Source organism: Luteibacter sp. UNCMF366Tsu5.1 (assembly GCF_900119235.1).
GTDB classification, from domain to species: Bacteria; Pseudomonadota; Gammaproteobacteria; order Xanthomonadales; family Rhodanobacteraceae; genus Luteibacter; species Luteibacter flocculans.
Window position 1 is genome coordinate 846744 of the sequence record NZ_FPIS01000001.1, and the last position, 26527, is coordinate 873270.

Sequence of the window (26527 nt, forward strand, 5' to 3'; positions counted from 1 at the left end):
CGTCTCCCTGGTCCGTTGGCCCGAGCGTACGACCACGCGGCGGCGAGCGATATCGGCCTTTCGGCAGGGGCTGCCGCTCAGGACGTTTCGGCCTTTTCTGCGGCAGTGCCGCGGAGCGACTGCCATACGCGCGTCGCCATGATCACCGCGATGCCCGCATTGGTGGCGACCTCCCCCGGCCACACATGACCGTAGCTCACGCCGTGGAAGCCGAGACGATCGGCAAACATGCCCAGCAGATTCACCAGCGCCCCGGCCACGATGCAGGCGTGGCATGCGCGCAGCAGCCGGCCCAGGCGTCGGTCGGTGAGCAGCCAACTCCCGCAGATCATCATCACCAGGCTGCAAATGATGTTGGCGTACATGTAGAACGGCCCGTCGCTCATGGGCGGCCTCCTGCAATCCGATCGATCGCGCGTTGGGCGAGCGCTTCGCCACGGTCGTCGATCAGGCGCTGCACGATCATGGTCACACGCAGGCCGAAACAACCGATGAGAAACGACACGCCGGCCTGGATCTGCGCCGACGCGCCGGGGATGAAGCGCTGTTCGAGTGCGGGGGCGAGGAAGATCGCCAGCATCGCCCCGCATACCACCTGGACCACGGCGCGCTTGCGCGAGGGTTCATTGCCGAGCGCCACCGGGAGCACGGCCCCTCCTACCGCTGCCAGCAGCAACCAGAACTGAGTGAAGAGCAGCATCGTGTCCATGGTGGCACCTCGCTTACGGGGTCGGCGACTGCCTGGTCAGTTCTCCGGTCCAGTCGCCCGAGGAACTGAAGGCCAGCGTCACGGTGTTGCTGCCGTCTGCGGTCACGGTCAACGCTTTGCCCATGAGCCCGTCGCAGAACGCACCGCCATTGATGGACAGGCCGAAGCGATACGTGAGCGATTTGCCTTCGGGCCGCACATAGTCGGCTTTTACCTTGCAGGCGAAGGTGCTGGGAAAACGCACCTCGACTGCGTTGGTCGAAAAGCTCGCTTCCACGGGTACGCTGTCGGTGCCGCGTTGAATCGATCCGCGCCAGGCGCCTTGTGGCGCGGCGGCGAAAGCCAGCGTCGGCAACAGGCAAAGCAGCGCGGCGAGGCGAAAGGTCTTTACGGTGGTTCGGTGCATGACAGTCTCCTGGTGTGAGATGGCGCGATCAGGCCCGCAGGTCCAACCACGCCACGGTGCCGGCGATACCGGCGAGAACGAACGCGAGCAGCACGATGCCGAGCCATAGCGAGCGCCGGCTGCGAGCGCGTCGTGGCGGTTGATCGAGGCAGGCGATGAGCGCCGCTTCCCATTCGGGCGGCACACGCAATCCGGATAGCTTCTGCATCACGCCCTCCCCCGCCACGGAATGAGCGCCACGCGCTCGTCGATCGAAACACTGGGCTCCCACGCATCGGCGGCGCGGAAGGCAATGCGCATGCGATGCAATGAGCGGCGGCGAAACCACGTCGGACGCGGCGGATGCAGGTCGATGATGAGTCCACCGCTTTCCCCTCGGCCGCGCTCGTAGCGCAAACGGCAGGAGAACTCCACCGAAAGCTCGGTCACCTGCGGCACGTGCGGATCGCGAAACCAGCGCAGCGGAATCACCACCGAGTCCAAGGGGGAATCCGCCGATGTATCGCGCGGCACGTCCACGTGCAATGCTTGTCCGCTCGCATCGCCCGCCGCGTACTGCATAGCGCGGCGACGTCGTAGTGACTCATTGGCGGCTTCGACAGCAATGCGCAGCGCGTACAACCATTGATCGAGTGTGCATGTCGCCATGGTCTAGCCCTCCAGCCAGGCGGGCTTGCGCGGAAATCCCACGTGGTAGCAGAGCCACTGCAGCACCATCTGGTGCTCGCCGATCTGCAGCACGGTGAAACTCTTCTCCACACCGATGATGGTGCCCTTCGGTGTTTCCGTGAAACAGCGATTGAGCAAGGCGCGTGCTTCCTCGATCTTCGCCTCGCTCTGCATGTGGTTCGGATCGTCGCTACCCACCACCACGCGCTTGACGAACTTGACGTCGCTCAGGTCGAACATCGTGATCTCCCGAAAGGAACCGCGACGCCACGCCGACGCCGCGATTCACACTTGGAACGAACTGCTCAAGGATTTTGGTTGTTGGTGTTCGTGTTGGTGTTCGTGTTGCTATTCGTGTTGGTGTTGGTGGTGTCCTGCACCGCCACGGGCGCGCTGATCTTGCGCGGAGCGCACGCGGTCTGCAGGATGTCCATCACACGCGCGAGACCTTCCGGCATGCCGCTGTCTTCCGCGTGCACCTCTACGTGGTACTTCGCCGAGTTGTCCGACGAACGGGTATTTTCCTTGTGCGTGGCAACGGAACCGGACACTTTCGCCGAGGCTTTGAAGATGCCCCAGCCGATGGACATCTCGGCACTGAACGAGCCCGACTTGTCTTCTTTTTCGGCGGAGCTGAAGGACGACTTCACTTCCATGTCGAAGGTGATGTCCACCTTGGTCACGCTGAGGTTGGGCACCTTCACGATGGCAAGCAGCGGCACTTCGAGTTCGACGTCTTCCTCGGCGATGCCGCCCGCCTTGTTCGGATCGTCCACGGGACGCTTGAAGCGGAACTGCGCGGTACGGGTCGCGCCCACGCCATTGGGATCGTTCGCGGCCGGCGGCAGAAAGCCGATGACCTTGATGAAATCCGCTGTGGCCTGGGCCAGCTTCACCTGCGCTTCGCAGGCGGCACTGAGCGGCGAGCCGATCAGGTCGCCCATGGGCAGACCCTTGAACTGGCTGGATAGATTGACGAGTTCGTCAGCCATGATGTGACTCCTTGTGGTATCTGACGCGACGCACGACATGCGCGCCGCGGCTCAACGCGGTCGACCGATCAGTCGCCCGGTTTGAACGTCTTGAAGACCCCTTGCGTCTGCGAGAGGTGGTTCATGAGGCGCGCTGCGCCATCGGTGGGCTCGCTGCCTTCCACGCGCAGCACCACGTGTACGGCGCCGGACTTCCGATCCCCGCCCCCCGAGGTCGGGTCCACGCGCAGGTGCGGCCGCGATGCAGGAGCATTGCCTTTCCACCCGGGTTGCGGCGGGTGGTCGTCCGCGGTGGGGTCGCCTTCTACCAGGGGGCCGATGTCCGCGTCGAAAGTGATTTCCACGTCTTTTATGCGCAGCACGTTGGTCGAGACCAGCGGCAGGATCGGCGCGCGGTACAGGTCTTCGTCGCCCTCTTCCGCCTGCGGGTGCAGCGACGGCATGCGGATCACCACACTCTTCGGACGGTTGTCCTCGTCGAAGAAGTCGCTCAGGTGGGACATCTGGTGTTGCTCGATGCGGTCCTGCGCGTCGACGACGGCGCCGGCAATGGCTTCGATCAACGTGTTCAGCGAGGTCTGCGCGGCCATGGCTCAGGCCCCTCCCGCTGGAGCGGCGGTGAGGTCGGGGAACGAATCCACCCGCGCCAACCAGCCCTTCAGGAACTTCGCCAGCGGCGGACGCTGTTTTACCAGGTCGGTGTAGTAGTCCTTGCGGCCTTGCTTGTATGCCGTGTACACCGCCACAGCGTCCGCTTTCGCCAGCGCGGCGAGCGTGCCCGCACCGATCGCACTATCCACCGCAAGCTGCGGCGATGCGCCGAGCGTGTTCAACACACGCTGCAACAGACGTGACGCGTTGGCGCCGGCATTCACCTGGAAATCGAACACGATGTTCGCCAGCGGCTGCGAAGCGATCTGATCGCCGCGGATCTTGTCCCAATACAGCGCTTTGTAGATGGTGCCCGCTTGCGCGTCGGTCAGCGCGCGCAGATTGTCGAGGCTGGGTTCGATGCCCAGCAGGCTCTGCGCACACTGGCGGAAGGTCGCCAGCGTCACCCCTTTGTTGGTGGCGCCGCCCGGATCGACGGGATCGTTCACGTATCCGCCCTCGTGCTTGAGCAGCGTGGGAAAGAAGCTGTTGAAGTCGGCCATGGGTCGTGTGCTCCTGGTTCGGCGTTGCGCCTGTGGAGCTACTTTCCGTTTAGGCTGGCCCGCGCGGGATCGGGAAAATCCTGATTCCCGCGCATGCACACGCTGATCACGGTTCGAGCGTGGTAATGCCCTCTCGCAACGCATAGCGCGTCAACTGCGCGATGCCGTTGATGCCGAGCTTCGCCATGATGTGTTCGCGATGCGTACCGACCGTTTTCACGCTCACATGCAGACGTTCCGCGATCTCGCGTGCGCTCAAGCCTTCCGCAAACAATTGCGTGATCTCGCGCTCGCGCGCACTCAATGCTTCGCGCGGCGCGAAGGCCGGCCCGTCGTTGCGGCGTAGCCCGTCCACCAGCAGATGCGCGATGTCCGGGCTGATGAAATAGCGGTGACGCATGACGCTATCGATCGCCTCGCGCAGCACGCCGAAGCCGTCGCGCTTGAGTACGTAGCCATGCGCACCCGCGTCGAAGGCCGCACGCACCCACCGGGCGTCCTCGTAACCGGAAAGGCAAAGCAACCGCGTCTGCGGGCAGCGCGGGGCGATACGACGTATCGCTTCAAGACCGCTCAACCCGCGCATGGCGCAGTCGAACACGATCAAGCCGGGCTGGCAGCGCAAGGCGCTGCGCACGCACTCGCGGCCGTCGGCGGTACTGCCGATGACTTCATAGCGCGTCAGCGCTGCCAGCAAGGCAGCCACACCCTCGCGCAGCAAAGCGTGCTCGTCGGCAAGCAGCACGGTCACGGGCATCACGGGATGCGCTCCCGTCCGCGTGTATGAGGTACAGAATCGAAAACACCGCCACAGAGGGCGGTGGGAAGGTCGTTGCGATGCATGTGGGCCCCCAGTTTGGCTCCCCCGCCGGCCATCCCTGCACGATGTCCGGCGCGCGATCCTGGGCGCCGTCGCGTATCGGTCCCGTCGCTATCGGGTAGGCAGGAGCAAGGCCTTGCGAACCTGGGTCAGGTCCATGGTGCCGAATTCGCGCCGGGGCATACCCGGCGTCTGATGGCAGTAATCAACACGAGACATGGCACACCCCCGTCGATGGTCGATAGCGCCACACTACGTTGCGCCACCCCATCCGCCGTATCGGCCAAATGCTGATTTTTAGAGCCCGGCATGCCGAGCCGGCGATGGTCGTCACGCATCGCCCGAGCAAGCATCGCACGACGCACTTATGTGGGAACGGCGGCTCGCGCGGCACGGCGTTTTGGTTTCGCGCCCTTCTACGGCCTTGGGGTAGGATGGCGACCGCGTCATGTGACGCTGGATGGGTACATGGCAGATGACGCTGGCCGCCAATTGCAGCATGCGAGCCATCCCGTCTTCAGACGACGGCTTTTTGGGCACTGAAACAAGGGTTAGGCGGGGGATGAGGCAGCGCACTTTCGATGTCCTGGCCGTTGTTGGCGTCTTCGTGGCCTATACGATCACGATCCGACTGGCCATGGGCCTTGACCTTGTCGGCTGCCTGCTGGGCGGCGCTGCCAATACGATTCCCGTGGTCATTTTCGGAGTGGCCGTGCGCCGCATCGTCGCGCAGCGCTTGGTGGGGCGCCCAGCCGGAACCCAACTCGTCGTCCACTTGGCGCTGTGCGCGGCGTTCACGGCGCTCTCGTACGTGTTGTTGATCGTGCTGCTCGGCTTGTTCAACGGCGCCGGTCCCGAGGGTTTCGTGGTGCGCCCCTTCTCGCTCGCCGGAGCTGCCTGGCAATCGCTGGAGAACGTGACGACCTATGCCTTGATCGCAGCCGTTTCGTACCTGCAGATCCAAAGTCGTGCGCAGGTTGCGCTGCACCGTGAACCGCCCGGAGACGCTGCGCCCATGGCTATCGCGGCGCCCCCTGCCAGTGCGGCGGAGAAGGAGATAGCTACGGCGCCGGACGCCCCTGCTGCGGAGCCCGAGGCACGCGCCGATGGCAGTCTTTCCCGCTATTTCGTCCGGATAGGCGACGAACTCCGGCCACTCGACATGGATACGGTGGTGAGCATCGGCGGTGCGGACGACTACGCCGAGGTGCGCACGCAGAACGAGAAGCATCTGGTGCGTGTGACGCTGACGGAATTCGCCAGGTCGCTCGATCCGGCGAAGTATGTACGCGTTCATCGCTCGTGGATCGTGAACACCCATCGCATCGCCCGTGCCGAGCCGGCCGGCGGCGGGCGTCTGCTGCTGCACATGGAAAACGGCCAAACCATTTCGACCAGCCGCGACGGGGCGAAGCTGCTGCGCTACCGCGTCATCTGACCATCTCGCCGTTCCCGTTCACCGTGGCGTCGTGTCCATTCACCGATTTTCCGGCCTTTCCTTCCCGTATCTCGCGACCATCGCCCCGTCCTGGCCCTCGGCCGAGGACGAATCGAGATTGGCCGAATGATCCGGAGAAAGAACCGCATGAAAGCTTTTGCCCTGCTCCTCCTGCTTGCCTGGGGCCTCGTCGCCACCGGTGCCCATGCCGGCACGCCTCCGTCCAGGGAGGCCACGATGCCCGACATCGCGGCGACGCTTATCGCCCGTCATGCCTCGGCCGCAAAGCCCGCCGAGCTGATCGTGCTGTATCGGCTGCAACTCGCCGCAGAGCGCTACGTCGATGCCGAGGCGACCCTCGATCGCCTCACCGCAGCCTATCGATCCAGCGAGCCTAGGCTGGTTCCCTCGGTCGTGCCCTGGCAGATCTACGCGCGTGCGAAAGCCTACGAGGCGAGCGGGAGCGAGGCTTCCGCCGCCTTGCGCCGAGCCTTTCTCGAACTCTATGGTTCCCTTCCCGATACGCAGGCTGTGGACATCGGCCCTTGGTACGACGTCGATCTCGACGCCATGCGCGCCCATGTGGCGGAGCAGGAAAAAGCCTGCGCCGGAATCCGGCTGATGAGTTGTCCTTCCGCCGCAGACCTGATCGCGGCTCGCCAAGGATTGACCGCCTGGACCTACCTGGTGCCCGCCTTGAAGCCGCTGCTCGAGGCCGATACGCAACGCCGGTTCCTGATCGACGACCAGATCCTGATCCCGACACCGGATGGTGCGGAGATCGCTGCGATCCTCGTACGCCCGCGCTCCGCCCCAGCGACCAAGCTGACCGCCCTGCTGAGCTTCACGATCTACGCCAACGATAGCTGGAGCATGGGCGACGCCAAGAAAATGGCCGCTCATGGCTACGCCGGCGTGGTCGCCTATACACGAGGCAAGGGGCGCAGTCCCGGTGCCGTGGTGCCCTACGTCCATGATGGCGAAGACGCGTCGACAGTGATCGCATGGCTGGCACGCCAACCGTGGAGCGACGGTCGCGTCGGCATGTTCAGCGGCAGCTACAACGGTTTCACCCAATGGGCTGCCGCCAAGCATCATCCGCCGGCACTCAAGGCGATCGCCACCCACGCCACCAACGCCCCGGGCATCGATACGCCGATGCAAGGCAACGTATTCCAGAGTTTCATCTATTACTGGCCGTTCTACACAACGAACACCAAGGGCCTCGATAGCGAGACGATGAACGATCGCGCGCATTGGGCCGCGCTCCAGCGCGAGTGGTACGTCAGCGGCAAGCCCTATCGCGACCTGGACAAGATCGACGGCAAGCCCAACCCGATCTTCGATACCTGGCTGCAACACCCGTCCTACGACGCCTACTGGCAGCGCCTGATCCCCTATTGCCGCGAGTTTGCCGACATCGACATCCCCGTCTTCGTCGAAACCGGCTACTACGACGGCGGCATGGTGGGGGCGTTGTACTACTTCGAGCAACACATCCGATATCGCCCGTCGGCAGAAGACCGGATGCTGATCGGCCCTTACCATCACATCGCCATGCAGACCGGCGTGCTGCCCGAGATCGATGGCTATGTCGTCGACAAGGCGGCGCTGCTCGACCTGCAGGACGTGCGACTGAAGTGGTTCGAACACGTGTTCCGCGGCGCACCGTTGCCCGACCTGCTCAGCGACCGGGTCAACTTCGAAGTGATGGGCACGAACACCTGGCGGCACGCGTCCACGCTCGCCGATATGGCGGCGAGCTACCGGCGCCTCTATCTCACTGGCCGTCAGGAAGGCGGTCGGTTGTTGTTCGATGACACACCGGACAGGCAGTCCCTTGCGCCGGAGCTCGTAGTAAATTTCGCCGACCGTAGTGATGCGGATTTCCGCCCGCCGGAGGGCATGCCCGACACGCGCAACGCCCTGGTGTTCGAAACATCGAGGCTGACGAAATCACTGGAGATCGATGGCTTGTTTCATGGGCGATTCGAGATCGTCACCAACAAGCGCGACTTCGATCTGGCGGTCAACTTCTATGCGTTGATGCCCGACGGCACCTATCTCGATCTGGCCTCTTATCTCGGCCGAGCGAGCTACATGGAAGATCGCACTCGCCGGCACCTGTTGCAGCCAGGTCAGCCCATCACCCTCGCATTCCAGAGCCAGACGGTAACCGCGCGATTGCTCCCCGCAGGAAGCCGCATCGTGGCGGTGGTTGGCGTACCTAAGATTCCCCAGGTCCAGATCAACTACGGCACGGGCCGCGACGTGAGCACCGAATCGATAGTCGATGCGGGCGATCCCTTGCGGATTCGCTGGCTGTCCGGCAGCTACCTCGAACTCGGCATGCGCGGAAGCCTCGCATTCTGATCGGCATCGCCTGCGAATCATCGCCACAGCCCGCCTGTGGGAGCCGCCATGGCGGCGAGAAAACCTCGCCTCATCGCAACCGGGCCTCGCCGCCGTGGCGGCTCCTACAACGCGAAAGGCACGCGCTGCATTTACTTGCGTGCGGCGGCTCGCGCGGCACGCAATGCCGCCAGCTTCTCGCTCAGCTTCAGTTCGAGGCCCCGATCTACGGGCTCGTAGAACGTCGTGCCCACCAGCTCGTCGGGCAGACATTGCTGGTCCAGCGCCACACCGCCTTCCACGTCGTGGTCGTACTGATAACCCGTGCCGTAACCCAGCCCCTTCATGAGCTTGGTCGGTGCGTTGCGCAGATGCATGGGCACATCGAGGCTGCCCATTTGCTTCACCGTGGCGCGGGCCTTGTTATAGGCCATGTAGGCGGCGTTGCTCTTCGGCGAGATAGCCAGCCAGATCGCGAGTTGGGCGAGGCCCAGTTCGCCTTCCGGACTGCCGAGACGCTCGTACGTGTCCCACGCATCCAATGCCATGCGCCACGCGCGCGGCTCGGCCAAACCCACGTCTTCCACCGCCATGCGGGTCATGCGGCGCGCGAGGTAGAGCGGATCGCAACCACCGTCGAGCATGCGGGTGAGCCAGTACACCGCGGCATCGGGATCGGACGAGCGCACGGATTTATGCAGCGCCGAGATCTGGTCGTAGAACTGCTCGCCGCTCTTGTCGAAGCGACGTGTGCGGTCGGCCAGCACCTGCTCGAGGGTGGCATCGTCAATGCGTCCGTTTTCGGCAAGCTCCGCCGCGATTTCCAGCAACGTGAGCGCACGGCGCACGTCGCCATCGGCGGCGCTGGCGATGAGCTTCAGCGATGCTTCGTCCACAGACAAGCCCAACTCGCCGAGGCCGCGCTCCTTGTCGGCCAGCGCACGATGCAACGCCGCTACGATGTCGTCAGCGCTCACCGCGTCGAGCACGTGCACGCGGCACCGCGACAGCAACGCCGAGTTCAATTCAAACGACGGGTTCTCGGTCGTGGCGCCGACGAAGATGATGACGCCGCGTTCGATGTGCGGCAGGAACGCATCCTGCTGCGCCTTGTTGAAGCGGTGCACCTCGTCCACGAACAGCACCGTGCGGCGTCCCTGTGCAAACTTGCCTTCGGCTTCCGCAAGAGCCTTGCGTACGTCGGGTAGCCCGCTCATCACCGCGGAAATGGCGCGGAAGTCCGCATCCGCGTAGCGGGCCACCAGCAAGGCGAGCGTGGTCTTGCCGCAGCCGGGTGGGCCCCACAGGATCATGGAATGCACCTTGCCCGCCTCCAGCGCGCGGCGCAGCGGCTTGCCCTCGCCCACCACGCGTTGCTGGCCCACGATCTCGTCGAGCGCGCGGGGACGCATGCGCTCGGCAAGGGGCTTCAAGGCATCGGGTTCGGCGAACAGGCCGGGAGACTGGAATGACATGGGCAGGCATACGGCGAGAGAACGCGCATTATCGCGCGTTCTCCGTGCAAGCGGCCTCAACGGCTCATTCGGCGCCTGGGCGTGGCTTGCGCAGCAGGCTGGCGGCCATGCCGGCCACGAGGGCGGCGCCCAGCAGCAGCACGATCCAGAGCAGCGGACGCGTCCAGTCGAACGGCGTGGTGCCCTCAACGGCCTTCCGGCCCTCCAGTTCCTTGGCCTCGCCCACCGTCGCAGGTGCGGGCCGCCAAGCCGGGCCGCCATCGGCGCGCAACGCAGTCATGGCGTCGGCGATGGGCCACGCCAGCCGCCGCGCCGAGCGGCTGCCGACGAGCAGGCGGTAAGGGCCCTGCCCCTCGGGCAGGAAGACAATGCGATCCGGTCGCCAGCCGACGGAAAGCTGCGGCGCTTCGCGCAGTGGCGTCGCCGAATGCAGGCGCAGCAAGTCACGTCGCGCGGCGGGCACGGACAGCGACGGCGACGCCTCGGTGTCGGCACCGGGGGTGACGACGAGCGTGCCGAGTTGCTCGCCGCTCATTTGGCCTTCGACGGCAATGGCGTCGAAACGGGCCACGCTGTCGCTCTTGCCGAGCTTCACCCGCAGCGCGCTCACCGGCAGGGCCGCGGGAAGACGATAGTCGTAATCGACGCCCTGCCCGCTCGACTGCGTGTCGGTGGGCGCAACGACGAGCCAGCGACGCTTCGCGACATCCTTGCTCGTCGCGTCTTCGACGTTGCCCGACAAGGTTACGGTCGTCGCGCTCGTGCCCCAGGGCGCGTCACCGCGGGACACGCGCACGCGGTAGTAGCGTGCGGGGCTCCCGGCAAGCTTCACGACACGTACGTCCACCGCGTCGTCGCCCTTGCCGAGCATCACCACCGATGCATCGCGCACCAGCGGCGTCCAGTCCTGCAGGTTGTGGCTCGAGTCGATGTCGATGCCGAGGCTCGCCTCGCGCGGAAACGGTGCGAATTCCAGCCGCTCGGGTGCCACGGGCTGACGCGCATCGATCAACCACTCATGCGGTGCGCCGTCGGCGGGCGCAGCCCCCGGCTCGATGATGATGTCGCCGGTGGTACTGCGCTGAATGCGCGGACCGGCGATGCCATCGGCCGTCGACGGTACTGGCAGCAACGGCGCGTCGAGCGTCACCGGATGCCATCCCGGGGGTGCGGCCACGTACGGCCCTGCGGTGACCTGCCTTCCCTGACCATCGACCACGACGACGTCCGCGAGGCCAGCATCGAGCGTGGCCCATGCGTAAGCGTCCTGCGGCAGCTCCAGCACATAGGCCTTGGCGCCGGGCTCGATCGCGAGGGGATAAGCGACGGCGAACGACGGTGGTGCTTCCGCACGTGCCGCCGCCACAAACAGGCCAGCGGCCATGAGACAACGACGCCAGTCACGACGCATGCGGGGACTCCGAGGGATCGTTCGCAGCCACCCGTGGCGGCGCGGGAGCGAGATAACCGATGACCGTGCAGAGCAGGCCATAGGCAATGAAGGAAGCGATGCCGAACAGGTTGCCCAGATGGCCGCGATCCACGAGCAGCAGTTTCAACAGGACCAGCGCCATGGTGGCCGCACCGGCCAGCCACAGCAGTCGCTGTCCACGCCGCGAGCCGAGCACCCACGCCACTACGCCGATCGCGCTCCACACCACGGTGAGCGACAGCTCCGCCAGGCTCGAGCGCGGCATGTAGTCGTTCCACGGCACGCCACCCAGGTGATGCACCGCACGCAGGGTCATGCTTGTGGCGATCACGAAGAACATCGCCGCAAGCACGGCTGGCCGCCATGTACGAACGCGGCCCGGCACCAAACGATCGGACATCGCCCGTGCGGCAAACGCCAACACGGCAAGCAGCAGCAGGTCCAACGGATTGAGTACCGGCAGGAACGGCAAGGGCTTCGGATTGCCTGCAGAACTCAGTGCCTGCAGGCCCACGATGATGATCGCGAGCGTTGCGCACGCGCCCACCGCATAGCGGATGTCCGTGGCGCGGTCGGCTAGCGACATAGCGAGCCAACGTCCGCCCCAGAGCACCAGCGCCGCCAGCACCAGCGTGGGCAACGCGCATGCCAACATCTGCCAGCCCTGCCCCAACGACCAGGACGGATCGATCGCCAGGGCGATCGCTGTGGTGAACACCGCCAGCCAATGCAGCCACCAGAGCGTGACGGACGCGACGCGATGTGCCTGCACCGCACGCAAGGCAAAGACGCCCGCCACCGCGCCGATCGCCACCGCCAGCAGCGGCCAACCCAGCAACCACTGGATGCCCGCGTTCGCCGCGGACAGCACGACGGAGATGCCGGCCAGCAATGCCAACGGCAGTCCAAACGCGAGTACCACACCAAGATCGAGCTTGCGCACGCGTCGACATGCCAGCGCCAACAGGCATCCGGTCACGCTCAGCAGCGCGAGCCAGGACGCGGCAGCGATGCGATCGTCGACGACGAAGGTCTCGATTTCATAGGCGAATGCCACCATCCACCAGAGCACCGCCCAGACCAGCAGACCGATGCGCGCGAGGCTCGACACACCTTGCGACGCACCGTGGCGATCGAACTGCCATACGCCCGCAACGGCACCCACGACCAAAAGCAGGCTGCCGATGAAGACCGCATTGAGGAATGGCGTGTCGTTGTAGTGCGAATGGAACACGGTGGCGAGTACCCAGGCGGCACCGGCGACCAGTTGCAGACCGACACCCGACCAGCGCGGGAGGCGACGTCCCTGGCGGAAGCCTAGCCAGATCAGCCCCGCGCCTTCGAGCGCGAAGACGCTGGCCGTCACGCTCGCACTCAGGGCCAGCGGCACGGCGAGGGTGGCGAAGGCGACGGCGAGTACCGCCCAGGTCTCGCGCAACAGCGTCATGTCGTCGCGGCGACGAATGGCGAACGCGATCGCCACGTAGATGGCCGCGGCGACCAGCGCCGAGATCGCCAGCGGCATCGGCTGCCAGTCCAACAAAGCGCCTTGCAACAACAGACAGGCGATGGGGTTGCCGAACATGAGGCAGCCATCGAGGATCGCGCGTTCGCGCCGCGGCGAACGCAGCACGTGCAGCCAGGGTACGGCCACGTAGAGCAGGAAATGCAGGATCAGGAACGGCTCGGTACTCGCAAACAACGCCGGGTTATAGCTGAGCACGCCCCAGGCCGTACCGACACCGAACGTGGCGATGAAGCCCAGCACGTTGAGTACACGCCACGCGCGTTTCCAGGCGATACCGAGAATGCCTAGGTTGAGTACGGCGTAATAGGAGAACAGCGCCACGTGATTGCCGTGGCCGCTGGACGCAATGATCGGGGCGGCAAAGCCCGCCACCAGGCCGAGCACCGCGAGGGCCAGTGCGTCCTGCACCACGGCGAGGACGCCAAGCGCGCCGACGAATACGATTAACAGCGCGAAGGTGGCACCGGCAGGCAGCACGCCATAGAGGCGATACGCGGCAAACACCGTCATCACCAGCACGCCGATCGCACCGCCTTGAAGCGACAGGGCGAAGGCACGGCGCCGGTCACGCTGCCGCCATCCGAACGCGACGCCCGCGATGGCTGCGAGCGCAACGAGGCTCAAGCGAACCGACACGGGCACGCGCAGCAGGCCGCTGTCCGAGGCGTACTTCAGAAACGCCGCGATGCCGGCGAACAGCACGAGCATGCCGACCTTGACCGGTACGTTGCCCTCGGTGAACCAGCGTTTGATGGAGGCGGTCAGTCGCTCGACGACCGTCGGGCCCGCAGGCCCCGGCGGTGGCAAGGGTTCGCGCGGCGCGGACGGCAACGGCGCCGGCTCGTGCCGCACGTCCTCCACCAGCGCTTCGCGTGGTCGCGAGGCCTGCTCGGGCGCCGGCCAAGGCGTCGGCGCTTCCGGCATGGGCGGCGGCGTGGGCGGCTGCACCGTGGACACCGCAGGCGACGGTCCGACGTCGACGGCAGGCTGCGTGACCGACGCGGTTTCAAGGCGCTCGATCGCCCGGCGGGCGTCGTCGAGCTCACGGCGCAGCTGCGAGGTGCGCCCCCAAAGGAAACCGATGGCGAAGCCGGCGATGCCGCCGCCAAAGCCCTCCCCCACGAAGGCGCCGATCACCGCGCCGACGATACCCCAAACCAGATACATGTCCTTCTAACCCCAATATATCCGATGTCCCGGCAGAGTCTGGCATGAAACCGTCACGTTGTTGGAGCCATGGAAGGCTCCTCGCCAATGAAAGACGAACAGGCGATCATGCCGCATGCCTCTGGTACGTCGCCTCGCGTTTCTCATCATCGCGCTCGTGTCCTGCGCGTCGGCGAGCGCCACCGACCCGCAACGCACGCTTGCGCAGTTGCACCACACCGCCCTCCGCGCGGAGGACGGTGCGCCGGGTGGCGCCACGCATATGGCGCAGACGGAGGACGGCTGGCTCTGGCTGAGCACGCGCATGGGCCTCTACCGCTACGACGGTTTTACGTTCGAGAAGATCGACCTCCTCCCTTCCGGCAGCAACCGCACCGAGGCCACCTGGGTCATCTACGCAGCCCCTGGTGGCGACCTCTGGGTCAGCCGCGCGGATGGTGGTGCCGCACGCCTCCGGCATGGCGACATCACGTTATACGACACTGCCGAGGGGCTCCCCGACCACGTCGCGATCGATGCGTTTGGCAGCGATGGCGCGGGGCGCGTCTGGGCCTCGACGGAGACGGGGCTATACCGTTTCGATGGTCGCCGTTGGACCGACGTATCGGCGAACTCCGGCATCCAGGGATATGTCGAGGAGTGGCTCGAGGACGCGCGCGGCAACCTCTGGGCAACGACCGAGAACGCCGTTTACATACTGAGGAAGAACGCCTCGCGGTTCGAGAATGTCGGGTTGGGGAGCGACGAGCCCTGGGAACTGTTGAACCATCCCGACGGCAGCGTGTGGGCGCGCACCAACTCGGGTATCCGTCCCTTGCCGCACGAATGGGGCCAGCCGTTCCCGCACACCGAACCGCGCCGGGCCAACAGCACCACCACCATCTTCGACGCGGAAGCCAACCTGTGGACAGTCGACTGTGCCACGAACCTTTGCCGCGTGGCCGAGAAGGACGTCGACGCCCACCTTACCGGCGACGTGAGCGGGCCAGCGGTGCAGGCATACAGCGAAGACCTCGGCATGACCTCACAGGCGACGATGAGCGTCATGGAAGATCGCGACGGCCACGTGTGGGTGAGCACCAAGGTCGGACTCGATACGTTCCGCGACAGTTGGCTGTCGCGTGTGCGGTTTCCCAAGCTCGAGGTCTACTTCGCGCTGGTCGAAGACGGACAGGGGCACACCTGGACGGGCACGGCCGCGCACACCGGCAAGGTGGACCGGCTGTGGCGGCTTACACCCGAGCCGGTGCCCATCCCGGGATTCGCAGCCCCGGTGACCACGGCCTACCGCGACGCCGATGGCAGCGTGTGGCTCGGCGGCAGGGGCACGCTCTGGCATATGCGCGACGGCGTCCCTGCACGCGTTCCGCTGCCGGAGGACGTCGAGGCGCACGAAACCATCGTCCAGGCCATCGCTCGCGACGGCGCCGGTCGGCTCTGGACATCCCTGCGCCTGCGCGGCCTCTACGTGCAGGACGGCAAACGCTGGATTCCGGCCGCCACGGTCGCCGCGTTCCCTGCCGAAGCACCGGCGACGATCCACGTCGACCCGGCTGGCAGGGCGTGGTTCGGATATCTCGACGGCACCATCGCGATGCTCGACGGGCACGTACTACGCCGCTTCGGAACGGGCGACGGCCTGCGCCAGGGGCCCATTGTTTCGATCGCCACGATCGACGGAACCCTCGTCGTCGGTGCCGAGCGCGGGCTTTCCCTCTTCGACGGGAAGCGCTTCCGGCAGGTGGCGGCCCAGCCTGCCGGACGCCTCGACTCGATCACGGGGATCGTTCAAGGCCGGGAAGGCGGCGTCTGGGCCTACGGCATCGCTGGCGTCGTCCAATTCAGCCGAGAGGCCTGGGCGGCAGTGCTACGCGCGCCATCGGAAGCGGTCGCTACGCGCCTCCTCACCATGGAGGATGGCGCCCCCGGCCCGACCCAACTCGTGAGGCCGCTTCCGACCGTGCTCGCCGCCAGCGACGGCCGCCTGTGGTTCGCGGGTGCACAAGGCCTGGCGTGGCTGGACCCGACGCGGCAACCGACGCCCCCTTCACCGCCCCCTGTCGTCATCCGCTCGGTGGTCGCCGGCGACAGAACCTTCCCGAGCAGTGCCTCGGTGGAACTGCGCGACAATCGCGACTTGCGTGTGGCGTATACGGCGCTCGCCCCGGGGCAGCCGCGTGGACTGATGTTCCGCTATCGGCTCGACGGCGCCGAAGTCGCCTACCAGGACGCCGGCACGCGTCGTGAGGCTATCTATACCGACCTGCCGCCTGGGCGTTATACGTTCCATACGGAAGCATCGTATGACGGCGTTCATTGGAGCCGTTCGGATCCGCTGAGCGTGACGGTGGCTCCACGTCTCTTCGAGCGGACCTCCTTTCAGGTGTTGTGCGTTCTCTTTGCCTTCGCACTGGTATGGCAGGTACATCGCTGGCGGGTGCGCCTGCTTACGCGCCGCCTCCGCTGGCGGATGGACGAACGACATCGCGAGCGCGAGCGCATTGCGCGCGACTTGCACGACACCTTGTTGCAAGGTGTGCAGGGGCTCATCCTGCGGTTCCAGGCGTTCGCCGATGCCCTGGCGAAAGACGATCGCCGCCGCGCGGCGCTGGAACGGACCATCGACCGCGCAGAAGCGCTGCTGGTCGAAGGTCGCGATCGGGTCAAGGGACTTCGCGACCATGCCGTGGAAGAAGGCTCGCTGGAACAGCAGCTCGCGGCACTCGGCGATGACATGGACCCGCCGCTGCATCTGTCGACATCCTCGCGCCGCCGACGCCCGCTGAATCCCGTCGTCGTCGATGAGGTGAATGCCATCGTGCGCGAAGCCGTGATCAACGCCACGCAACACGCCCACGCGCGATCGATTCGCGTCTCGATCGACTACGCGGTTCGTTACCTCAAGATCGACGTGCAGGACGACGGCAACGGTTTCGACACGGACGCTGCCCCGCGCGGCGACCACTTCGGCCTGGTCGGCATGCGCGAGCGCGCCGCGCGTATCGGCGGCCGTCTCGACGTCGTATCGCGTCCCGGGAAAGGCTCGGCGATACGCCTCAGGATTCCTGGCCACATCGCCTATGCGACGAAGGCGCGAACGACCGAGGCCTGATCGTGGGCTTCTCGCCGCCATGGCGGCTCCCACAACGCTAGGGCTACTTCACCGGTTGGGTCTGGAGGACTGGCGCGTCGCCGATGACGTCTGCACCTGCGGGTGGCACGAAGTTGAACGTGTCGGCCGGCAAAGCGGCATTACGCTGCCATCCGGCGAACTGGATCGTCGTCGTGTTGCCGAGCTGGTCGCGAAAGGTCATGCGTGCCAGACCGCTGACGTCGAAGCCGAGGTCGGCGAACTCGAACTGCGGGTCCTTGCTGGTCGAAGTCAGGCGCAGCCACTGCAGGCCGTCGCGCTCGCCTTGTTCCGTGACCTTGAAATCCTTGTCGAGCTGGGACAGATCGGTGAGCACCGTGAGCGGGCTCTGCGCTTCCTCGCTGCTCTGCTTACGCACCGTGACCTGTTCCAGGTCCGGATCGTAGAGCCACACGCGGCTGCCGTCGGCCACGATGGTCTGCTTGTATGGCGCGGTGGTTTCCCAACGGAACTGACGCGGCGCCTGCAACGCCATGGTGCCGGAGCTGGTCTTGCCCGGATCGCCGTTGGCGTTGGACATGGTCTGGCTGAAGCGCCCGCTGAGGGAATGCATGCCCTTGGCGAAGGCATCCAGGCGCTCGCGCGCCGGGCCGGCGGCAAGCGCAGGCAGGCTGAGCAGGGACAGCGTGGCAGCAAGCAGGAAGCGTTTCATGGAGGGATTCCGTAAGAGTCGGCGCGATTGTCAGCGATCGTTTTCGAACAACGACTTAAGCATGTCGATGGCTTCGGTGGGCGTGATCTCGCCCGCTTCCATCTTGTCGCTGATCTCCGCGATGGCCTTGCCGTCGCGATGCCAGAACGGTGCGTCCCGAGTGGCGGTATGCACGGCGCGCGCCTCCTGGCCCAGCACGGTGACCTCAGCGATCTCCGGCTGCTCGGCGAAGATCACTTCCAGCGCGTCGTCCACGCCGGCCGTATGGCCGCTCGGATAGTCGCGCGTGACGAAGCACGCGCGGCCGTCGTCGGCGCGCAGCTCCAGGCCCGGAATCGACGGGTTGAGTTCGAAAATGCTCTCCACTTCGTCGAGCACCTCGCCTGTAGGCGTAAGGTCGCCGGTGACGAGCAGCCCCCAGGGACGCTGGCGTAGCGCGCCCGGCTTCATGTCGTTCATGCGGAATCAGTCCTTCGGGGGTGGCGGCGCGAGTACTTCGCGGTTGCCGTTGTGTTGCGGTGCGCTGACGATGCCGTCCTGCTCCATCTGCTCGACGAGGCGGGCGGCGCGGTTATAGCCGATGCGCAGATGGCGCTGCACGCCGGAGATCGATGCGCGACGCGTCTCGGTCACCACGCGCACGGCGCGGTCGTAGAGCGCGTTGTCGCTGTCGGAATCGCCGTCGGCGTCCTGCGGCAGGCCAGCGTCGTTGATGATCTTGCCGTCCGCGGTGGATTGCACTTCTTCCAGCACGCCTTCGATGTAGTTCGGCGTGCCCTGCGCGCGCAACCACTCCACCACGTTATGCACTTCGTGATCGTCCACGAAGGCGCCATGCACGCGCTCGGGCGTGGCGGTGCCGGGCGGCAGGTAGAGCATGTCGCCATGGCCCAGCAGCGCTTCCGCGCCCGACTGGTCGAGAATGGTGCGTGAGTCGATCTTCGACGACACCTGGAAGGCGATGCGCGTGGGGATGTTGGCCTTGATGAGGCCGGTGATGACGTCCACCGACGGACGCTGCGTGGCGAGGATCAAGTGCACACCGGCCGCGCGCGCCTTCTGCGCAAGACGTGCGATGAGTTCTTCGACCTTCTTGCCGACGATCATCATCATGTCGGCGAATTCGTCGATGATGATGACGATGTGCGGCAGCGGCTGCAGCGGCTCGGCTACCATGCCGGGCATGTCCGGATTCGCGCGGAACAGCGGATCGAGCAGCGGCTGGCCGCTGTTCTCGGCGTCCTTCACCTTCTTGTTGAAACCGCCGAGGTTGCGCACGCCCACGGCCGCCATGAGCTTGTAGCGGCGCTCCATTTCGGCCACGCACCAGCGCAGCGCGTTGGCGGCTTCCTTCATGTCCGTGACCACGGGCGCCAGAAGATGCGGAATGCCCTCGTAGACCGAGAGCTCCAGCATCTTCGGATCGATCATGATCATCCGGACGTCCTTGGGGCTGGACTTGTACAGCAAGCTCAGCACCATGGCATTCACCGCCACGGACTTACCCGAACCGGTGGTACCGGCCACCAGCAGGTGGGGCATCTTCGCCAGGTCGGTGACGACGGCCTTGCCGCCGATGTCCTTGCCCAGCGCCAGCGCCAGGGGCGACTTGACCTGGTCGTAGCGCTCGGAGCGGAGGATCTCCGAGAGGTACACGATCTGCTTCTTGGTGTTCGGGATTTCCAGGCCGATGACGTTCTTGCCCGGGATCACGTCGACCACGCGCACACTGACGACGGAAAGACCGCGCGCAATGTCCTTGTCCAGGCTGGACACCTGGCTGCCGCGCACGCCGGCCGCGGGTTCCAGTTCGAAGCGAGTGATGACCGGGCCCGGATACACGCCGACCACGCGCGCTTCCACGCGGAAGTCCTTGAGCTTCAGTTCCACCTGGCGCGAGAGCACCTCCAAGGTTTCCTCGGAGTACCCGGGGCCTTGCGGCGGCGCTTCGTCCAGCAGCGACAACGGCGGAATCTCGCCATCCATCGACGCGCCGGTGAACAAAGGAATCTGATTTTCGCGACTGGCACGCTCGCTCTTGACCACCATCGGTGTCGGGGTCTCGATACGGACCGGCTCGCGCTTGGCCTGCTTGACCGCCTCGGCCTTCTTGACCACTTCGCGCTCGGCGCGGGCGGAACGCGCCGCCATAACGTCAGGCGCGCTGCGCAGCTTGCCGCCGAACCAGCCGCCGATGCGCATGACCAGTTCGCCCGTGGCGTCCATCACGCGGAACCAGGACAGGCCGGTGGCGAGGGTCACGGCGATCAGGCAGACCGCCAGCAGCAACAGGGGCGCACCCTTGTCGCCAAAGGCATTGCGCAGGCCACGACCGACCCACTTGCCCACGATGCCGCCCGGACCTTCCGGCAGCACCGTGGCGTCCACGTTGAGGTAGATCAACGCGGGCGCGGTAATGAAGAAGAACACGAAACCGATGAGCCGCAGCGACGGCTCCCACGGCTGCACGTTGCGCTCCCCGCGGTGGCGTATCACCTGGATACCCAGCGCGAGGAGCAACAAGGGGAAGCCGTAACTCACCAGGCCGAAGATGTACCGGAGCAGGTTCGCGATGTTCGCACCGACCGCGCCACCGAAATTGGTGGCGTGTTCGGCGACGCCCATGTGGCCCCAGCTCGGGTCCTGGTCGTTGTAGCTGAGCAGGCAGACGAGAAGGTAAAGGGCAAGCGGCAGCAGGAGCAGTGCCCCGGCCTCGCGCAGGCGGCGCTTGAGCTCGTCGCTCAAGCCCTCCCGCTGGGCCTTGACCTGCGCCTTGGCCTGCCTTTTGACGACTTTCGCGCTACGCGCCACTAACGAACGACCTCGGTCCCGGTTTTCGGCATCATGCCATGCCCTGGAGGGCCGGATGCACGAGCTTGCCGTTCTCGATATTGATGCCCGCGGCCAGCGGCGCGTAGTCGCGCCACTCGTTGCCGGCAGCCAGGCGCTGCACGTACGGCAGGATGGCGGCGGAGATCGCGGTCGAGGACGTCTGCGGCACGGCGCCCGGCATATTGGTCACGCAGAAGTGCGTCACGCCGTGCACGTCGTAGGTCGGTTCCTTCCAGGTGGTCGGGCGCGAGGTCTCGAAGCAGCCGCCCTGGTCGATCGAGATGTCGACGAGCACCGAGCCCTTCTCCATCGTCTTGACCATGTCTTCGGTCACGACGCGCGGCGCCTTGGCGCTGGGGATCAGCACGGCACCGACGACGATATCGGCGTTGCGCACTTCTTCGGCCACCGACGATTCATAGGCATACAGCGCGGTGACGTTCGGGCCCAGGGCCATCATTTCGGCCATGCGATCCGGACGCTTGTCGAACACGACCACATTGGCACCCGCCGACGCGGCGAGCGCCGCAGCGTTGCCACCGGCGGCACCGGCGCCCAGCACCACGACCTTGCCGCGCGGGGTCGAGGCCATGCCGCCCAGCAGCTTGCCCTTGCCGCCGTTGGGCTGGTGCAGGAGCGTCGTGCCGATCTGGGTGGCGATGCGGCCGGCGATGACGGACATCGGCAGCAGCAGCGGCAGCGCGCCGTTCTCGTCCACGGACTCGAAGGCGACGCCGGTCAGGCCGATGTCCAACAGGCTCTTGGTCAGCGTCGGCTCGGCGGCCAGGTGCAGGTAGCAGAACAGCAGGTGGTGCTTCTTGAGCAGCTTGAGGTCGCCCTCGATCGGCTCCTTGACCTTGACGATCAGCTCGCCCTTTTCATAGACGGCGGCGGCGTCGGGCACCACGGTGACCCCGAGCGCAGCGTAGTCGGCATCGGCGTAGCCGCTCTTGGTGCCGGCACCGGACTGGATGAATACCTCGTGGCCACGGCGCACGAGGTCGGCGGCGGCGGCCGGGATGAGGGCCACGCGGCCTTCGAGGGTCTTGGTTTCGGAAGGAATACCGATGCGCATCTTGTGGAGGATCCTGAATGAGCCGAGCAAATCGAAGAATAAAGCCGTGCCGTGGGGACGACGCGGCTCGCCGTCATGAGGCGAGCATCTTGAATCGCACCTCCGTCTTCCCCATTCTTCCGGGTCGACAATGTCCTCTTCGGACCTCGACACGGCCTTAGCATCCTGCCGCAAGAGGCGAGCGGTACGACCGAAATACGCCGCAGTAAACTCAAGGATTATACATGAGCACCCCCAAGCACAGCCGCCTGCTGATCCTCGGCTCCGGCCCCGCTGGCTACACGGCCGCGGTCTATGCCGCGCGCGCCAATCTCAAGCCGACGATGATCACCGGCCTGCAACAAGGCGGCCAGCTCATGACCACCACCGAGGTCGACAACTGGCCCGGCGACGAGAAGGGCGTGCAGGGTCCGGAACTGATGCGCCGCATGGCCGAGCACGCCGAGCGCTTCGAGACCGAGATGGTCTTCGACCACATCCACAGCGTGGACCTCGGCAACCGCCCCTTCCGCCTCAAGGGCGACAGTGGCGAGTACACGGCCGACGCGCTCATCATCACGACCGGCGCCACCGCCAAGTACCTGGGTATCGCTTCGGAAGAGAAGTTCAAGGGCCGCGGCGTGTCCGCCTGCGCTACCTGCGACGGCTTCTTCTTCCGCGACCAGGACGTGGTCGTGGTGGGCGGCGGCAACACTGCCGTGGAAGAGGCGCTGTACCTGTCGAACATCTGCCGCAAGGTGTACCTGGTTCACCGCCGCGACAAGCTGCGCGCCGAGAAGATCATGCAGGACAAGGTCTTCGAGAAGGCCGCGGCCGGCAAGATCGAGCTGCTCTGGAACCACCAGATCGACGAGGTGCTGGGCGACGATTCGGGCGTCAACGGTGTGCGCGTCAAGGAGGTGAACACCGGGGCCAAGCGCGACATCGAGGTCCAGGGCTTCTTCGTCGCCATCGGCCATACCCCGGCCACGGGCATTTTCGAAGGCCAGCTCGAGATGAAGGACGGGTACATCCAAATCCAGTCGGGTCTGAACGGCATGGCGACGGCTACGTCGGTGCCGGGCGTGTTCGCGGCCGGCGATGTGGCCGACCACGTCTATCGCCAGGCCATCACCTCGGCCGGCTTCGGCTGCATGGCCGCGCTGGATGCCGAGCGCTGGCTCGACCAACAGCACATGCTCGCCTGACGGTTCTGCCCCGCGCCCCGGCGCGGGGCATGCCTCGCATGCCCGCGATCCGCTTCCTCGACAGCCTCGACGGCATCGCTGCCGCCGACTGGGACGCCCTTGTGCCCGATGGCAACCCCTTCGTGTCGCATGCCTTCCTGCACGGCATGGAAGCCAAGGGCTGCCTGCGCGAAGACTACGGCTGGAAGCCCTACCACCTCGCCGTGTTCGAGGGTGAGCACCTGGTAGCCGCGGCACCCACGTACCTCAAGGGCAACTCGCATGGCGAGTTCGTCTTCGACTGGAGCTGGGCGGCGGCTTGGGAACGCGCCGGGGGCGATTACTACCCGAAGCTGCTCGTCGCCTCACCCTACTCCCCCGTGCCCGGGCCGCGGCTGCTCGTGCGCGACGGGCCGGACGCAGGCGCCATGCGCAATCTCCTCACGGCCACGCTGATCGACGAAGCGGACCGTCTCGGTCTTTCGTCCATCCACGCCAACTTTCTCGCCGAGGCCGACCTCGATGCGTTCGACGATCGTTGGCTCATCCGTTCCGATTATCAGTTCCACTGGCACAACCGGGGCTACGCCGACTTCGACGCCTTTCTCGCGGCGCTGACGGCCAAGAAGCGCAAGAACATCCGCCAGGAACGCAACCATGCGCACGCAGCGGGGCTCACCGTCGAGATGCGTGGAGGCAACGAATTTTCCGATGCCGAGTGGCGGCAGATCCACGCGCTCTATGAGCTCACCTTCGACATGAAGGGCAACCACGCGGCGCTCACCGCGCGGTTCTTCCAGTACCTCGGCCGCACCCTCGGGACGAACGTACAGGTGGCGCTCGCACGGGACGGTCACGACATCGTCGCCATGGCGCTGTTCCTGCGCAGCGGCGAAGCACTGTATGGCCGCTATTGGGGCGCCAGCGTGGAAGTTTCCGGCCTGCACTTCGAGCTTTGCTACTACCGCGGCATCGACTACGCCATCCGCGAAGGTCTTGCGCGCTTCGAGCCCGGCGCGCAGGGCGAGCACAAGCTCGCGCGCGGTTTTCTTCCCACGCCGACGCACTCGCGCCACTACATCGCCCATGAGGGTTTCCGCCGCGCCGTGGCCGACGCGCTGGTGCAGGAAGCAGCGCATCGCGAGGCGTACCGCGAGGAACTCATGGCGCATTCGCCGTACGCCGACCGATGATCCAGCTACCGCAACTGCACCGCACACGGGTCGGCTGGTTTCCGGATCCGGAAAACGCCCTCGCCGATCCGAACGGCCTGCTTGCCTGGGGCGGCGATCTTTCGGCCGAACGGCTGCTCGCGGCGTACAGCCAAGGCATCTTTCCCTGGTTCAACGCCGACGAGCCGATTCTCTGGTGGTCCCCCGATCCGCGCTGCGTCTTCCGTACCGACGGCGTCCACGTCAGCCGCAGTCTGCGCAAGCAACTGCGCCAGTCCAACTGGCGCGTGACAGCCGACACCTCGTTCAGCCGCGTGATGCGCGCCTGCGCCGCGCCCCGCGCCGGTCAACCGGGTACCTGGATCGGCGAAGGCATGATTGCGGCGTACGAGGAACTGCATCGGCGTGGCCACGCACACAGCGTGGAAGTGTGGGACCGCGGCTCATTGGTAGGCGGGATCTACGGCCTGGCAGTGGGACGATTGTTTTGCGGCGAGTCCATGTTCAGCGCACGCACCGGCGGCTCCAAGGCGGCCCTGGGCGCGCTGTGCCAGTTGCTGCACGGATGGGGATTTCCCCTGCTGGACGCGCAGGTGACCAATCCGCATCTGCTCAGCATGGGCGCGATCGAGATACCGCGACGCGATTTCGTCGCCGAAGCGCGCCATCTGGCGGCGTTGCCGGGCGTGGTCGGGTCGTGGGTAAGCTACCCGCTGTCCCTGCCCTGAGCGATCAACTGCTGCACGAAAGCATCGAGCAACCCACGCGCTCGCGCGCCCAGTCGGGGCGCTTCCCAGCCAGATGCTCCCGCCCCGGTTGGTCGTCGTACGGATGGCGCAAAGTATCCAGCAACTCGTGGATGCCGGCGTCGTCGCCCTGCTCGGCCCTGTCGATCGCCTGTTGGGCGAGATAATTGCGCAGCACGTAGCGCGGGTTGGCGGCATGCATGAGTGCGACGCGCTCGCTTGTCGACGATTCGTCGTCCCGCACCCGCGTCGCGTAACGCTGCAGCCACGCCTGCAAGGGTTCCGCCACGGCAGCACGTCCCGCCTCGTCGTAGAACGCCGCATCCACCGTAGCCACGTGCGGCGCGCCGAGGTCCAGCGTCGCCAGATCGCGGAAGAAGATCGTCATGTCCATGCCACCCGCCGCCAGCAGACCGCGCAGGTCGGCGACAAGCGCCTCGTCGGCGTCGTCTGGCCGGGCCAGACCCAGTTTCGCCACGGAAAACGCCGCGTCGGTAGCCTGGAAGACCTCGACGTAACGATTCAGGCCGTCCTGCAACGGCGCCACGTTCTCGAACAACGGCGACACGGCCTGGGCGAGACGCTGCAGGTTCCAGTACGCCACCTGCGGCTGCTGGCCGAAGCGGTAGCGGCGATGCGTGCGATCGGTCGTGTTCGGCGTCCAGTCCGGATCGAAATCGTCGATCCAGCCGTAGGGGCCGTAATCGATGGTGAGCCCGAGAATGGACATGTTGTCCGTGTTCATCACGCCATGCACGAAGCCCACCCGCATCCAGTGCGCCATGAGCCGCGCGGTGCGCTCGCACACTTCCGCGAAGAACGCGGCGTATCCCTCGCCTGCCGGGAGTGTCGCGATTTCCGGGTAATGGGTGGCGATGGTGAAGTCCACCAGGCGGCGCAGCAACGCCACGTCGCCGCGCGATGACGGAAGTTCGAACGAGCCGAAACGGAGGAAGGACGGCGCTACCCGGCAGACGATGGCGCCCGGTTCCGGCGCGGGGTTGCCGTCGTACATCACGTCACGCACCACCTGCTCGCCCGTCGCCACCAACGCCAGCGCTCGGGTGGTCGGCACGCCGAGGTGGTGCATGGCCTCGCTGCACAGGAACTCGCGGATCGACGAACGCATCACGGCGCGGCCGTCCGCGCCACGGGAATACGGCGTGCGCCCGGCGCCCTTGAGTTGCAGCTCCTGGCGACCATGCCGCTCGGTCAGCACCTCGCCGAGGCCGATGGCACGCCCGTCGCCAAGCTGACCCGCCCAGTGCCCGAACTGATGGCCACCGTAGGTCATGGCGTAGCCCGTCATGCCCGGCCAGCGCACGTTGCCGGCGAACACTTCCGCAAAATCCGGCGCCTCCGGCGACACGCCGAGCATCGCCGCTACCTCCTGGGCCACCGCGACGGTGCGCGGGGCCGGCACAGGGGTCGGGTCCACCCACGAGAACGCCGCCCCGACCACTTGGCGCGGTGCGTTCGTGGTGTCAGGGTCAGCGGGAAGCTCGCGGACGAAAGCGTTGTCGAAGCGAAGGTCTGTCATCGGGGGCCCGGATTGTGCGTTCACCTGACGATATCCGGGCGTGACGCCCCG

Annotated in this window: 23 protein-coding genes and 1 pseudogene; 6 read left to right on the top strand and 18 right to left on the bottom strand. The window is 66.0% G+C overall.

The genetic code is table 11. From position 1 onward, the window contains the following. Positions 1-77: 77 nt before the first annotated feature. From BT115_RS03665 to BT115_RS03710, 10 genes and pseudogenes are all read right to left on the bottom strand, one after another. Positions 78-386, bottom strand: coding sequence for a signal peptidase II (locus BT115_RS03665; RefSeq protein WP_072321168.1), 309 nt, complete (start codon positions 384-386; stop codon positions 78-80). Further along, a complete protein-coding gene (locus BT115_RS03670; protein WP_072321169.1) occupies positions 383-709 on the bottom strand; it encodes a hypothetical protein in 327 nt (108 codons plus the stop codon). Before BT115_RS03670 ends, BT115_RS03665 begins: the two co-directional genes overlap by 4 nt. Positions 710-722: 13 nt before the next feature. Then, on the bottom strand, positions 723-1115 hold the full coding sequence (locus tag BT115_RS03675) for a hypothetical protein (protein ID WP_072321170.1): 393 nt from the start codon (positions 1113-1115) through the stop codon (positions 723-725). Positions 1116-1143: 28 nt separating this feature from the next. Beyond that, positions 1144-1323: a hypothetical protein gene (locus BT115_RS03680; protein WP_072321171.1), complete on the bottom strand. Its 180-nt coding sequence runs from the start codon at positions 1321-1323 to the stop codon at positions 1144-1146. Further along, a complete protein-coding gene (locus BT115_RS03685) occupies positions 1323-1763 on the bottom strand; it encodes a hypothetical protein (RefSeq protein WP_072321172.1) in 441 nt (146 codons plus the stop codon). The genes BT115_RS03680 and BT115_RS03685 overlap by 1 nt, the downstream gene beginning before the upstream one ends. Positions 1764-1766: 3 nt before the next feature. Continuing rightward, on the bottom strand, positions 1767-2024 hold the full coding sequence (locus tag BT115_RS03690) for a hypothetical protein (RefSeq protein ID WP_072321173.1): 258 nt from the start codon (positions 2022-2024) through the stop codon (positions 1767-1769). Positions 2025-2167: 143 nt separating this feature from the next. Continuing rightward, positions 2168-2776, bottom strand: a pseudogene (locus BT115_RS03695) (DUF2589 domain-containing protein); the annotation flags it as partial. 68 nt (positions 2777-2844) lie between these two features. Then, positions 2845-3366: a DUF2589 domain-containing protein gene (locus BT115_RS03700; RefSeq protein WP_072321174.1), complete on the bottom strand. Its 522-nt coding sequence runs from the start codon at positions 3364-3366 to the stop codon at positions 2845-2847. Between the two features lie 3 nt (positions 3367-3369). Continuing rightward, on the bottom strand, positions 3370-3930 hold the full coding sequence (locus BT115_RS03705; RefSeq protein ID WP_072321175.1) for a glycoside hydrolase family 108 protein: 561 nt from the start codon (positions 3928-3930) through the stop codon (positions 3370-3372). A 106-nt stretch (positions 3931-4036) separates the two neighbouring features. Continuing rightward, the gene (locus BT115_RS03710; RefSeq protein ID WP_072321176.1) at positions 4037-4687 is read right to left on the bottom strand and encodes a response regulator; all 651 of its coding nucleotides are present in this window, start codon (positions 4685-4687) and stop codon (positions 4037-4039) included. 538 nt (positions 4688-5225) lie between these two features. Here BT115_RS03710 and BT115_RS03715 point away from each other — a divergent pair. Both BT115_RS03715 and BT115_RS03720 read left to right on the top strand, forming a co-directional pair. Next, a complete protein-coding gene (locus tag BT115_RS03715; protein WP_177257371.1) occupies positions 5226-6188 on the top strand; it encodes a LytR/AlgR family response regulator transcription factor in 963 nt (320 codons plus the stop codon). 147 nt (positions 6189-6335) lie between these two features. After that, positions 6336-8561 carry a CocE/NonD family hydrolase gene (locus BT115_RS03720; RefSeq protein WP_177257372.1) on the top strand — a complete coding sequence of 742 codons (2226 nt, stop codon included), beginning with the start codon at positions 6336-6338 and terminating at the stop codon, positions 8559-8561. A 131-nt stretch (positions 8562-8692) separates the two neighbouring features. Here the strand turns inward: BT115_RS03720 and BT115_RS03725 are convergent, their stop codons facing one another. The 3 genes from BT115_RS03725 to BT115_RS03735 all read right to left on the bottom strand — a co-directional run bounded on the left by BT115_RS03725 (position 8693) and on the right by BT115_RS03735 (position 14142). Next, positions 8693-10015, bottom strand: a complete 1323-nt coding sequence (locus BT115_RS03725) for a replication-associated recombination protein A (protein WP_072321177.1) — start codon at positions 10013-10015, stop codon at positions 8693-8695. Between the two features lie 64 nt (positions 10016-10079). Further along, positions 10080-11426 carry a DUF3999 family protein gene (locus BT115_RS03730; RefSeq protein ID WP_177257373.1) on the bottom strand — a complete coding sequence of 449 codons (1347 nt, stop codon included), beginning with the start codon at positions 11424-11426 and terminating at the stop codon, positions 10080-10082. Next, positions 11416-14142 carry a DUF2339 domain-containing protein gene (locus BT115_RS03735; protein WP_072321179.1) on the bottom strand — a complete coding sequence of 909 codons (2727 nt, stop codon included), beginning with the start codon at positions 14140-14142 and terminating at the stop codon, positions 11416-11418. Before BT115_RS03735 ends, BT115_RS03730 begins: the two co-directional genes overlap by 11 nt. A 115-nt stretch (positions 14143-14257) precedes the next feature. Between BT115_RS03735 and BT115_RS03740 the strand changes: the two genes are divergently transcribed. Continuing rightward, positions 14258-17254: a sensor histidine kinase gene (locus BT115_RS03740; protein WP_072321180.1), complete on the top strand. Its 2997-nt coding sequence runs from the start codon at positions 14258-14260 to the stop codon at positions 17252-17254. A gap of 43 nt (positions 17255-17297) precedes the next feature. On the opposite strand, the gene lolA is transcribed toward BT115_RS03740, so the two are convergent. The 4 genes from lolA to BT115_RS03760 form a co-directional block, all read right to left on the bottom strand. After that, positions 17298-17945, bottom strand: a complete 648-nt coding sequence (lolA, locus tag BT115_RS03745) for an outer membrane lipoprotein chaperone LolA (protein ID WP_072321181.1) — start codon at positions 17943-17945, stop codon at positions 17298-17300. Between the two features lie 30 nt (positions 17946-17975). Continuing rightward, positions 17976-18404, bottom strand: a complete 429-nt coding sequence (locus BT115_RS03750) for a hypothetical protein (RefSeq protein ID WP_072321182.1) — start codon at positions 18402-18404, stop codon at positions 17976-17978. A 6-nt stretch (positions 18405-18410) separates the two neighbouring features. Further along, on the bottom strand, positions 18411-20690 hold the full coding sequence (locus BT115_RS03755) for a DNA translocase FtsK (RefSeq protein WP_250337999.1): 2280 nt from the start codon (positions 20688-20690) through the stop codon (positions 18411-18413). A gap of 97 nt (positions 20691-20787) precedes the next feature. Next, the gene (locus BT115_RS03760; RefSeq protein WP_072321184.1) at positions 20788-21852 is read right to left on the bottom strand and encodes an alanine dehydrogenase; all 1065 of its coding nucleotides are present in this window, start codon (positions 21850-21852) and stop codon (positions 20788-20790) included. A 224-nt stretch (positions 21853-22076) separates the two neighbouring features. Between BT115_RS03760 and trxB the strand changes: the two genes are divergently transcribed. The 3 genes from trxB to aat are packed head-to-tail and all read left to right on the top strand — an operon-like array spanning position 22077 to position 24918. Next, positions 22077-23039, top strand: a complete 963-nt coding sequence (gene trxB / locus BT115_RS03765) for a thioredoxin-disulfide reductase (RefSeq protein ID WP_072321185.1) — start codon at positions 22077-22079, stop codon at positions 23037-23039. 38 nt (positions 23040-23077) lie between these two features. Next, a complete protein-coding gene (locus BT115_RS03770; RefSeq protein WP_072322238.1) occupies positions 23078-24211 on the top strand; it encodes a GNAT family N-acetyltransferase in 1134 nt (377 codons plus the stop codon). Then, positions 24208-24918 carry a leucyl/phenylalanyl-tRNA--protein transferase gene (gene aat / locus BT115_RS03775; RefSeq protein WP_072321186.1) on the top strand — a complete coding sequence of 237 codons (711 nt, stop codon included), beginning with the start codon at positions 24208-24210 and terminating at the stop codon, positions 24916-24918. Before BT115_RS03770 ends, aat begins: the two co-directional genes overlap by 4 nt. A gap of 4 nt (positions 24919-24922) precedes the next feature. Here aat and BT115_RS03780 read toward each other — a convergent pair whose 3' ends face one another. Beyond that, positions 24923-26476: a protein adenylyltransferase SelO gene (locus tag BT115_RS03780; protein WP_072321187.1), complete on the bottom strand. Its 1554-nt coding sequence runs from the start codon at positions 26474-26476 to the stop codon at positions 24923-24925. Between the last annotated feature and the right edge of the window lie 51 nt (positions 26477-26527).